This is a genomic window from Hymenobacter segetis (assembly GCF_038448715.1).
Lineage (GTDB): Bacteria > Bacteroidota > Bacteroidia > Cytophagales > Hymenobacteraceae > Hymenobacter > Hymenobacter segetis.
On record NZ_JBCEVZ010000040.1, the window covers coordinates 34,548 to 46,844 of the forward strand.

General features: G+C 62.7%; 6 protein-coding genes. 5 read left to right on the top strand and 1 reads right to left on the bottom strand.

The genetic code is table 11. From position 1 onward, the window contains the following. The first annotated feature begins 72 nt into the window (after positions 1-72). From AAFH49_RS15240 to AAFH49_RS15260, 5 genes are all read left to right on the top strand, one after another. A complete protein-coding gene (locus AAFH49_RS15240) occupies positions 73-1,383 on the top strand; it encodes an MFS transporter (protein ID WP_342299501.1) in 1,311 nt (436 codons plus the stop codon). A gap of 92 nt (positions 1,384-1,475) precedes the next feature. Next, positions 1,476-4,667, top strand: a complete 3,192-nt coding sequence (locus tag AAFH49_RS15245) for a SusC/RagA family TonB-linked outer membrane protein (RefSeq protein ID WP_342299502.1) — start codon at positions 1,476-1,478, stop codon at positions 4,665-4,667. 20 nt (positions 4,668-4,687) lie between these two features. After that, positions 4,688-6,298 carry a RagB/SusD family nutrient uptake outer membrane protein gene (locus tag AAFH49_RS15250; RefSeq protein WP_342299504.1) on the top strand — a complete coding sequence of 537 codons (1,611 nt, stop codon included), beginning with the start codon at positions 4,688-4,690 and terminating at the stop codon, positions 6,296-6,298. 38 nt (positions 6,299-6,336) lie between these two features. After that, the gene (locus AAFH49_RS15255; protein WP_342299507.1) at positions 6,337-7,218 is read left to right on the top strand and encodes an alpha/beta hydrolase fold domain-containing protein; all 882 of its coding nucleotides are present in this window, start codon (positions 6,337-6,339) and stop codon (positions 7,216-7,218) included. Positions 7,219-7,366: 148 nt separating this feature from the next. Then, complete coding sequence (locus AAFH49_RS15260; protein ID WP_342299509.1) at positions 7,367-9,646, top strand: T9SS type A sorting domain-containing protein; 2,280 nt, start codon at positions 7,367-7,369, stop codon at positions 9,644-9,646. 207 nt (positions 9,647-9,853) lie between these two features. On the opposite strand, the gene AAFH49_RS15265 is transcribed toward AAFH49_RS15260, so the two are convergent. After that, on the bottom strand, positions 9,854-11,641 hold the full coding sequence (locus AAFH49_RS15265; RefSeq protein WP_342299511.1) for a T9SS type A sorting domain-containing protein: 1,788 nt from the start codon (positions 11,639-11,641) through the stop codon (positions 9,854-9,856). Positions 11,642-12,297: the final 656 nt, after the last annotated feature.

The following is a 12,297-nucleotide window of genomic DNA, read 5'->3' on the forward strand; positions in this document are numbered from 1 at the left end:
CTGGCAGTCATGCAGAGCGCAGCATGACATTCTTTTAATAACGCTACCCTCCCCCATCCCAAATCCCACCCGATGCAGCCACTTACCGCCCCGCCGCCCACCCCGGCTCCTGCGCCGCCCGCCACCCGCAAGGTGGAAGGGCTGCGCTGGTGGATTATCGTGCTCATTGCCATTGCCACGGTTATCAACTACATCGACCGCAACGCGCTGGCTGTAATGTGGCCCGGGATTGCCAATGACTTGCAGCTCGACAAGAACCAATACGCGCTGGTGGTGAGCTTCTTCATGGTGGCGTATGCCATCAGCCAGAGCGTGTCGGGGCGGGTGTTTGATAAGGTGGGGACGCGCATCGGGTTCACGCTCTCCATTGTGGTGTGGAGCGTGGGGGCGGCGCTGCACTCGCTGTCGCGCGGGCTTGTGTCGTTTGCGGTGTTTCGGGCCATTCTGGGGCTGGGCGAGGCCGGCAACTGGCCCGGCGCGGCCAAGTCGAACGCCGAGTGGTTTCCGGTGCGGGAGCGGGCGTTTGCGCAGGGCTTGTTCAATGCGGGGGCGTCGGTGGGCGCGGTGGTTTCGGCTCCGCTCATTGCGTATTTCTATGGCTCGCTGGGCTGGAAAATCACCTTCCTGCTCATCGGCGGGCTGGGTTTGATTTGGGTAATTCCGTGGTGGATTGTGAACAAGGCCACGCCCGCCACCCACCCCTGGTTGACCGAGGCTGAGCGCCAGCATATCCTGGACGGGCAGCCACCGGCCGCGCCGGACGTGGCCGAAGTGGCGTTGCCCATCCGCACGCTGCTGAGTTACCGGCAGTCGTGGGCGGTGCTGGGCTCCCGGTTTCTGCTCGACCCCATTTGGTGGTTGTTTGTGAGCTGGCTGCCGATTTACCTGCACGAGCGGTTTCAGTTCGATATCAAGCAGATTGGCGCGTTTGCCTGGTTTCCGTACGTGGGCGCGGCCATTGGCAGCCTGGGCGGCGGCTGGTTGTCGGGGCGGCTCATCAAGGGTGGCAGCACCGTGAACCGGGCGCGCAAAACCTGCATCGCGCTGGGCTGCATCATCATGCTACCGGCACTGATTCTCAGCTCGCAGGCTACTACACCGGAGTACGCCATGGGCTGTATCTTCTTTGCTCTCATGGGTTTCCAGATTACGATTGGCAACATCCAGACCCTGCCGGGCGACTTGTTTTCGGGCAAGTCGGTGGGCACGCTGGCGGGGCTGGGCGGAACGGCGGCCGTGTTCGGCACGCTGCTCACTACCTGGCTAGTGCCGGTGCTCACGCGCACCAGCTACGTGCCGTTTTTCGCGCTGGCGGCGCTGCTCGTGCCGCTGGGCGCGGCCGTGGCGCTGGGCGTCAGCGGCACCATCCGGCGGGTGGCTTAGCCTCATCTCACCCGCGAATTTTCTTTAATCCCCAAAACAGCCGGCACCTCTGCCGACCTGCTTAGAATTCCCACCCTTTAGCTTTTACAGCTATGTTTCCTCTTTTTACGAAAGACAATCCGGCCCGCCGACTGAGCCGCGCCCTCCCGCCGCTGGTGCTGCTGGCGCTGCTGCCGGGCATCTTGCCGGTGCAGGCCCAGGCCCAAACGCAGGTGCTCAAGGGCATCACTGTGACGGGCCGGGTGAAGGACGTGACCGGCGAAAACCTCATCGGCGTGACGGTGCGCGTGAAGGACGGCACCGTGGGCACCGTGACCGATGCCGAGGGAAAATTCAACATCCAGGCCCCGAATAGCCAGGCGATGCTGATATTTTCCTACGTGGGCTACCAGCAAGTAGAGCGTGCCATTAAGGGCAATACGCTGCTGAACATCACGCTGAAAGGCGACGCCCAGAGCCTGGAAGAAGTGGTGGTGGTGGGCTACGGCGAGGTGAAGCGCGGCGACCTCACCGGCTCGGTGGGCTCGGTGAACGTGGAGGATTTGAACAAGGCCCCGGTGAAGTCGTTCGACGATGCGCTGGCCGGGCGCGTGGCCGGCGTGCAGGTGGCCTCGCCCGATGGGCAGCCCGGCGCGGCCCCGGCCATCATCATCCGGGGCGGCAACTCCATCACGCAGGATAATTCGCCGCTCTACGTTATCGACGGCTTTCCCATTGAGGGCTACAACAATAACTCGCTCAATCCGAGCGAGATTGAATCCATTCAGGTGCTAAAGGATGCGTCGGCCACGGCCATCTACGGCTCGCGGGGAGCCAACGGGGTCATTCTCGTGACCACCAAGCGCGGCACCGAGGGCGCGCCCACCATCACCTACGACGGCTACTTTGGCGAGCAGCAAAGCCTGAGCCGCGCCAAGCTGATGGACCCGTATGAATTCGTGAAGCTCCAGCTCGAATACGACCCCATCAACGCCGCCAACCTGTACCTGAAAAACGGCCAGACGCTGGACAGCTACCGCAATGCACCCAGCATCGACTGGCAGGATGAGCTGCTGCGCATCGCGCCCATGCAGAGCCACAACCTGGCCCTGCGCGGCGGCAACAAGGGCACCAAATACTCGGTTTCGGGCTCGATACTGGACCAGAAGGGCACCATCATCGCCTCGGGTTTCAAGCGCTACCAGGGCCGTTTCACCCTCGACCAGGACGTGAACCGCAACCTGCGGGCCGGCCTGAATGCCAACTACAGCAACTTCACCTCATACGGCACGCCGGTGGCCGGCGCGGGCAACTCCGACCTAGCCCTGCTCACCAGCCTGTATGGCTACCGGCCCATCAACGGCGGCAACGACCTGACTACGCTACTCAACGCCGAGCAGGACGCGGAAGTCACCTCCGCTACCAATTTCCAGTGGAATCCGCGCCTGACTGCCGAGAACGAGCTGCGCAACCGCATCACCAACCAGCTCACGGCCAATGCTTACGCCGAATATCTCATCGGCAGCTCGCTGCGGCTGCGCGTGACGGGCGGCGTGAACCGCAGCGTGCTGCGCTACGAAACCTTCAACAACTCCAGCACCCGCACGGGCAACCTCAACAGCGTGCAGGGCTTTAATGGCGTGAACGGCTCGGTGGTGTTCACGGAGCTGAACAACTACGTGAACGAGAATACGCTGACGTACAACAAGCTATTTAGCGGCAAGCACCGGATTAATTCCGTTACTGGCTTCACGGTGCAGGGCAACCGCACGGCGCTGTCGGGCGGCGGCTCGGTGCTGGTGCCGAATGAGAGCCTGGGCATCAACGGGTTGAGCGACGGCACGCCGTACAGCATCACCAGCTACCAGGGGCAGAACACGCTGCTGTCGTTTCTGGAGCGCGTGAATTACAACTACTTGTCGCGCTACCTGCTCACGCTTTCGTTCCGGGCCGATGGCTCGTCGCGCTTCGCGGAGGGGCAGAAGTGGGGTTATTTCCCCTCGGGTTCGGTGGCCTGGCACATCAGCCAGGAGGATTTCATGAAGGGGCTGAAGTCGGTGTCGGACGCAAAAATCCGGGCCAGCTACGGCGTGACGGGCAACAACCGCGTGGGCGACTACGCCTCGTTTTCGACCCTGAGCTTGCCGGTGGCCGAGTCGTACTCGCCGGGCGGCGTGTTCGTGCGCGGGGCCGCGCCCATTGCGCTGGGCAACCCCAATCTGAAATGGGAAACCACCGCCGAAGCCGATTTGGGCGTGGATTTGGGCTTTTTCAACCAGCGCATCACCCTCACGGCCGACCTCTACCGCAAAAAAACCACCGACCTGCTGCTCAACTCGCAGCTGCCTCCCACCAGCGGCTACCTCACCGCCTTCCAGAACATCGGCTCGGTACAGAACGAGGGTTTGGAGCTGACGCTGGGCACCGTGAACGTGGCCCAGAAAGCTTTCGGCTGGACCAGCAGCTTCAACATCGCCTTCAACAAAACCAAGGTTCTCGGGCTGTCGCAAAACCAGGACAATCTGCTGACCACCGTGCCGTGGTCGTCGGCCTCGGGCTACGGCAACGTGCCGGCCTACATCGCGCAGGTGGGCCAGCCGGTGGCGCAGATGTACGGTTTTGAGTGGATTGGCAACTACCAGCTCAGCGACTTCAACGAGACGTCGCCCGGCGTGTACGCCCTCAAGGACGGCGTGCCCAACAACGGCATCACGCGCACCAGCATCCGGCCCGGCGACATCAAATACGCCGACCTGAACAACGACGGCGTGGTGGACAACAACGACCGCAAAGTCATCGGCAACCCCAACCCCAAGTTCATCGGCGGCTTCTCGAACAACTTTACCTTCAAAGGTTTTGATTTGAACGTGTTCCTGCAGTTCTCCTACGGCAACGACATCCTCAACGCCAACCGCATCATCTTCGAGGGCGGCGCGCTCAAGCCCGGCCTCAACCAATTCGCCAGCTACGCCAACCGCTGGACCATCGACAACCCCACCAACGACCTCTACCGCGTGGGCGGCCAGGGCCCGCGCGTGTACTCCACCCGCATCATCGAGGACGGCTCCTACCTGCGCCTCAAAACCGTGAACCTGGGCTACACCTTCCCGGCTCCGCTGGCCCGCCGCGCCCACCTGCAAAGCCTGCGCGTGTACGCCTCGGCCCAAAACCTGCTGACGTGGACCAAATACTCCGGCAACGACCCCGAAGTATCGGCCTATGGCGGGGCCCTCACGCCGGGCTTCGATTTCTCGGTGTACCCCCGCGCCCGCACCTTCACGCTGGGCCTCAATTTCTCCTTGTAAGCTTCTCAGTCTTAACGGCCATGAAAAAATCATTTCTGCCCAAAACCCTGGGCTTGCTGCTGGGCCTGAGCTGCCTGAGTTCGTGCAAGGATTTCCTGAACACGCTGCCCGAAAGCACCATCGCGCCCCAAACGTATTACAAAACCGAAGCCCAGCTCACGGCCGCCCTCATGGCCGTGTACAGCGAAATGGGCAACAGCGACGAGTCCACGTATTCGCGCTTTTTATCCCTGGAAGCGCCCAGCGCCAACGACGAGCAGCTGCTGCGCAGCAACGCCGCCGTGGCCGTGAGTGCCTACAATTTCGACCCGTCCTACGCCAACCTCGTCAACTGCTGGACCGACCTCTACGAAGGCATCAACCGCGCCAACGCCCTGCTCGAAAACATCGACAAGAGCCAGGCCAGCGCCGCTGCCAAAGAGCAGATTCGGGCCGAAGCGCTGTTTCTGCGGGCCTACTACTATTTCATTCTGGTGGGCTACTGGGGCGATGTACCGCTGAAGCTGAGCAGCACCACCTCGGCCCAGAACGTGAATATTTCCCGCACGCCGGCCGCCGATGTGTACGCCCAGATTATTAATGACATGACCTCGGCCGAGGCTGTACTCAAGAACAACACCGACTGGGGCAACACCGGCCGCATCAGCAAAACGGCCGCCGCTGGCATGCTGGCGCGGGTCAACCTGCATGCCGCCGGCCGGCTGGGCGATGCGTCCAAATACACCGCCGCCCGTACCTGGGCGTTGAAGGTGATGAACTCCGGCCTGCACGCGCTGAGCAGCGACTACAGCCAGATTTTTAAGAACGAAAGCGCCGACATCTACGACCTGAAGGAGTGCCTGTGGGAAGTGGAATTCAATGGCAACGGCGTGGGCAACGTGTACCGCGAAATCGAGCGGTTTGGCTCGACGCTGGGCATCCCCAACAACAACGAAACCGTCGGCTTTATGCAGGGCCAGTACGTGGCCACCGGCGTGCAATTCCAGCGCTACGGCACCGGCGACCTGCGCCGCGATTGGAACATCGCCCCCTTCACCTACACCGGCCAGGATGCCACCAAGGCCCAGATTCCCTACGCTGCCACCTACGTGTGGGGCCGCTACATCGCCAAGTGGCGCCGCCAGTACCAGACCATTGCTTTCGCCAAAAACTTCGGCCCCACCAACTGGCCGCTACTGCGCTACTCCGATGTGCTGCTGATGTTTGCCGAAGCCGACAACGAGGTGAACGGCGGCCCCACAACCGACAGCTACCTGGCCCTGAACCAGGTGCGCCGCCGCGGCTACGGCCTGCCGATAAACACTGTCTCAACCGTGGCCGACACCCGCGCCGGCCAAAGCAAAGCCGATTTCCTGACCACCCTCAAAGACGAGCGCGCCCGTGAGCTGGCCTTCGAAGGCCTCCGCAAGCTCGACCTGCTGCGCTGGGGCACCTTCCTCACCGTGATGAAGGGCATGGTGCCCATCATCACCGCCCAGGCCCCCAGCGCCTCGAACAGTGGCATCGGCTATTACGGCCGCGCCGCCACGCTGGTGCCTTACAACAACGTGTCGCAAAGGGACTTGCTCTGGCCGATTCCGAGCACGGAAATCTCGCTTAATAAGTCGATGACGCAGAATACGGGCTGGTAGCCGGCGTTCATCTCACCAAATCCCACCCTTCTCCTCCAATGAAATCCCTCATCCTCTCCTTCAGCCTCCTGGCCAGCGCCCAACTCGCCCACTGCCAGGCCGGCCCGCCCATTCCCACCGATTCCACCGTGAAGGTGATTCCGGTGCCGAAAGGCTTCACCAAGCAAATTGACGTGGTGTACACCCGCGTCAACGGCTGGGACGGGCGCATGGACCTCTACCTGCCGCCGGCGGGCAGTGCGCCCACGCCCATCATCATCAACATTCACGGCGGCGGCTGGAACAAGGGCACCAAGGAGTCGCAATCGGGGTTCAGCGGCTTTTTCCGGAAGGGCTACGCCGTGGCGAATGTGGAGTACCGGCTCTCGCAGCAGGCTACCGCCCCGGCGGCCGTGCAGGACGTGCGCTGTGCCTTGATTTACCTGATTAACAACGCCAAGAAGCTGAACATTGACCCGAATAAAATCGTAATTATGGGCGCTTCGGCGGGCGGACACCTGGCTTTGGTGGGCGGTCTGCTTGAAAATGACCACCGCTTCGACACCAACTGCCCGACCAAAGAGAAGGTGAAAGTGCTGGCCATCGTGGACAAATACGGCATCACCAACGCCGGGACCTGGGCGAGCAAATCGGGCAAGCAATGGCTCGGGGCACACTATGGCGATGAGGCGTTTATCCAGTCGGTTTCGCCGCTTTATCTGGTGAAGAAAACCAGCCCGCCCACGTTCATCGTGCACGGCGATGCCGACCCCACGGTACCCTACTCGCAGTCGGTAGACCTGCACGACAAGCTGGTGAAAATGGGGGTCAAAACCGAGTTTTTGACCGTGCCCGGCGGGCAGCACGGCAAGTTTCCCGCCGAGGAAAACAAGCGGGTGAACGAGGCCATTATGAAGTTTCTGACCGAAGTCGGGCTGTAGCCCAGCCCCTGAGAGTGCCGTTAGTCGCGGGGCTTTCTCCCTCTTTTTTGGATGAGTGGACGGATAGCATTTGGTGGAGCCAGCGGGCTCGCCGAATGCTATTCCCGGCCGCGCCATGCCCTTTTCAAACCCACCCAACCTTTTGAATATGCCTAAACTTTACACCATTTTGGGGCTAAGCTGGAGCCTGGGCCTGCTGCCGCTGGCCGGTCAGGCGCAAACCCAGACGCCCACCACTATCACGCCCGTCGATGTGACGGGCTTTGGCAGCGCCAATGCCTACACGCAGAATTTCAACGCGCTGTTCCGCACCTCGGGCAGCACCAGCAGCGCCCTGCCGGCCGGCTGGGGCTTTGCCGAAACCGGCGACCTAGCCAATGGCACCTACGCGGTATCGACGGGCAGCACCGGCGTGGGCGACACCTACAGTTTCGGGGCCAGCACCAGCGTGAACGGGGCCGCCGACCGGGCCTTCGGCGCGGTGCAAAACACCAGCGCCGGCACCACCCTGGCCGCGACGCTGGGCGTAGCTTTCCGCAACCTCACGGGCAGCCCGATTGACGGCTTCACCATCCAATACCAGGGCGAGCAGTGGCGCAACGGCAACAGCGCCCGCGCCGATGCCGACCGCCTCGATTTTCAGTACGTGACCACCACCAGCACGCCGGCCGCCAGCCTGATTAGCGGCGGCTACACCACCGTCGCCGCCCTGAGCTTTTCGAGCCCGCGCTACAACACGGCTGCCGCGCCTGGTGCCGCAGTGACGCTGGATGGCAACGCGGCCGGCAATTTTCAGACAGTCAGCGCCTTTCTGCCGGTGCATCTTGATGCGGGCGCGACTATCTATCTGCGCTGGGTTGACTTTGATGTGAGCGGCACCGACGATGGCCTGGGCATCGACGACTTCCAACTAACGGCCGTTCAGCTGCCCGCCGTGACTACGGACGCGCCGGCCGTAGCTGTCTTCAGCACCACCGTGGGCGGTAATGTGAGCAGCGCCGGCACCAACGGCCCCGTGACGGGCCGCGGCGTGGTGTACAGCGCCACCAACCTGACGCCCACCATCGGCGGCTCCGATGCGACGGCCGTGTCCGTGGGCAGCGGTTTGGGCGCGTTCAGCACGGCCCTCACGGGGCTCATGCACTTCACCACCTACTACGTGGCCGCCTACGCCACCAATGCCAACGGCACCAGCTACGGCCCGGTCGAAACCTTCGTATCCGGGGCAGGGGCCACCAGCCTCACAGCCCTGAACGTGGCGTATGCGGAGAATTTCAACACCCTGGCCAGCACGGGCGGCACCAATGCCAAAGCCACCCTGCCCGCCGGCTGGGACTTCGTGGAAGTGGTGCCGGCTAGTGGCAGCGGCTCCAGCGCGCCCGACAACACGTACTCGACCGCCGCCAGCAACACCGGCAACACCTACAGCCTGGGCACCGCCGGCACTACCGACCGCGCCCTCGGTATGGTGCAGAACAGCGGCGTGCAGTCCACCATCGGCGCGGCGTTTGTCAACAATACCAGCCAAACCATCACCAGCATTCGCATCAGCTACACCGGCGAGATGTGGCGCGCCGGCGGCTCCGGCCTCACCGACCGCATCGAATTCGAGTACAGCACCAGTGCCACGGCCCTCACCACCGGCACCTTCACCGCCGTGCCGGCCCTGAATTTTGCCAGCCCCACCAGCCCCGCCACCAACACCGCCCTCGATGGCAACGACGCTGCCAACCGCGCCGCCCGCATTGCCATCATTGCGGTGAGCATCGCGCCCGGCGGCAGCCTATTCATCCGCTGGAACGACATCAACGTGGCCGGCACCGATGACGCGCTGGGCGTGGAAGACTTTTCGCTAACGGCCTCCACCACCCCGCTGCCAGTTGAATTGGTTGATTTCACGGCCACCCCAACCAGCACCGGAGCCGCCCAGCTCGCCTGGCGCACCGCTTCCGAGCGCAACAGCGCCTACTTTGCCATCGAGCGCAGCACCACCGACGGCCGCACGTTTGAAACGCTGGACCAAGTGCCGGCGCAGGGCAATTCCACCAGCCCGACTGCCTACGCCTGGCGCGATGCCAACCGGCCTGCCGCCGCCGTGCTCTACTACCGCCTGCGGCAGGTGGATAAGGACGGCACCACCGCTTACTCGCCCGTGCGCGCCGTGAAAACCGGCCTCGCGGCGGCTCTGGCCGTCCGTTTCGAAGTGTACCCGACCATTATCGAGCAAGGACAGCTTCGCTACTTCGGGCAGGGCCTCGCGCCGGATGCCCGCATGGAGCTGTACTCCTTCACCGGCCAACTTGTGAAGCGCCAGGCAGTAGCAGGCGAAGCCGGTTTCATATCAGTAGCCGGACTGACCGCAGGTTGGTATCTGGCCCGATTACTGACTGCTGGCGAGCAGAAACAGGCGCGGTTCTACGTGCCTTAAGTCGCTTTCGCAATGTTACTGGAATCGCTGAACGACGTAGGGGCGGGGCTTGCCCCCGCCCGGGCACCCACGCCAAACCAACAAAATCGTTCAACGGCGGGCGGGGACAAGCCCCGCCCCTACGTCGTTCTGATTCCGCAACCTGAAAAAGGCGGCTTTCCATACAGGAAGCCGCCTTTTTCAGGTGCCATAATCTCCACCACTGCGTTATTCCTGCCGGATAATCTTCCGGGTAAAAACCTTGCCTTCCCGCGTTACCACGCGCAGTAAATAGGTGCCCGCCGCCAGCTTCCCCAGATTCAGCGGCCCCGGCGCGAAACCGGCCTGCTCGCGCACGATGCGCCCCATGCTATCGGTGAGCGTGAGCTGGCCCGTGGTGCCGGGGAAGTAGACCGTGACGTTGCGGCTGTGCGGGTTGGGGTACACGATGACTTGTTCCTCGGGCACAGCGGCCTTATTCGCCGTCACGGTAGCGCAGGCCGCCCCGCCCAGCCGCTCGCACAGCTGCCGGTCGTACAGACTTTGCGGGGCCACAAAGGTGCCCGTCGATTCCACGTAGCCCTGGCCGGTGAAGAAGATGCCCACGCCCGACACGATGGCCCGCGTGCCCACCGACCAGTTGACGTGGCCCGGTGGGCTCTGCACGGTGGCCGTGGCGGCGGTGCAGTTCCAGAGCATGTTTTGCGCGCCGGCCCAGCCGTGGCCGGTGCCCGAGGTGCGGCGGTTTTCGAGGTTCAGGGGGCCGTCGCCCACCAGGTTGTCGTAGAGCGTGCCGGTGGCCCAGCGGCCGTGCGGCCCGGCAATGTTGAGCTGCTGCGTAGTCGTGCAGCGCACGAAGGCATTCGGCCCCGCCACCCGCGCCCCGGTCATAAAATCGTGCCGGCCCAGGCGCGTGAAGCAGTCCATCACTAGGTTCCGCTGCCCCTCCAGGCAAAACGAATACTTGCGCTCGCCCATCGTGAGGGCAATGGCATCGAAGCACTTCGAGTTCAGCACGCTGATGAAGGCGCTGCTCGTGAGCACCCGCACCGCCGCGAAGCCGAAGTGATACACTTCCACATCGCGCACCCAACCGTTCTGAGCATTGGTGAAATCCACGCCGTCCCAGCCGTGCTGCTCGTCGGTGGGACTGCTGTATTCCGAATCGAGCCGCAGGTTTTCGATGCCCACGTTTTCGATGCGGCCGGTCCAGGTGTATTTCAGCAGCGTGCCGGTGGCGTAAGTCTGGTCGATGGGGTCGACCACGGGTGCATCGAGTGTAATGCTGTTGCCGCTCACAGCCGTTACTTTGCGCTTGAAATCAATGGTGTAGCTGCTAGGCGTCCAGTCCACGCAGGTTGAGTCTTCGGCGTGCAGCGTGTTCATGCCCAGCATATTAATCCAGGCCTGATTGGGCGTGCGGCGCAGCACCACCAAATCGCCCACCGCAAACGTGTGGCCACTGGCCACCGTGCAGGTGCGCGCCCCGATGGGCAGGTAGGAATTGGTAATGAGCTTGCCCGTGCTGCCCTGCGCCGATGCCCGGCCCGCGCCCGTGAACTCTACCAGCGTGTGCTGCTGCCGCAACGTGGCCACCAGCTTGGTGCCCGTGGGCCCCGCGCCCTGCCCACGCAGCACCACCCCGCTGGCACTCACCACCAGCGGACCACTCACCGCATACGTGCCCGCCGTGAGCAGCACCGCTCCCCGAAACCCGCTGGCATTCATCGGCAGGGCCGAAACCTGGGCGATGGCCGCCTGAATGCGTGCCCGGTTGTCGCCCGCCACCGGCCCCAACGTAACGGCCACCGGCACGGTGGGGATGGTCGCCTCGCCGCTGCGGTAGCCCACGGCGCTGAAGTCGGGCACGGTATTGCCCCGGCTATCGGGCACGTATTGCAGGCGGCCCTGCGCCGAAATCTGAATCAGGGCGCTGGGAGTTTGGGCGCGGCCCGGCAGGCTGGCCAGCGCCAACACAGGGAGCAGTGTCCATAGCGGGCAAGTAAAAATTCGCATCAGGAAATGGGTGGGAAGTGGAAAATTGCAATGCAGGCTTGCGGCTTTTGGTGCGGGCGCAAGGCCCGAAGCGGGCGGGTTGGCAGGCATCTTTTGAATGTCACCGCAAAACGCCGCGCCTTAAACATAGTGCAATTTTTATTTACCACTCAAACAAGCCGAGCACTGGGCTAGCAAGGCATTAACAAATCGAGCGGGAATAAGTGAGTCCGACAAAACGCCCGAAAAAATCTTCTTCTGAAATAACGTTACCGGTAGCGTTACCGGCAACGTGTGCGTAAAATAATGGCCGAAAACGCAAGGAATTATGGATTATATGGCAGATAATTGTTCATCCCACCGCAACAGCAGCGGCCGGGTTTCCCAAACTGCTCATCCAAATTTTTCCGCTCCACAGAATTCCCCACGACCATGAAAAACGTTTTACCATTGAATTTTGCCAAATCAAACACGAACTCGAATTATAAATTAAATTCAATTTTCAAAGCTTTGGCCACCGCTGCAATCGTTAGTGTAGGCTTGGCCGGCCAAGCCAATGCCCAGACGGCCGGCCGCGCCGTGTGGTCGATGAAGCGCAGCAGCCAGGACAGCGTGGCCTTGCGCTCGGCGGGCCTCACGGCGGCAACGCGCTTCTCGCGCCTCGTGGTGTCGGATGG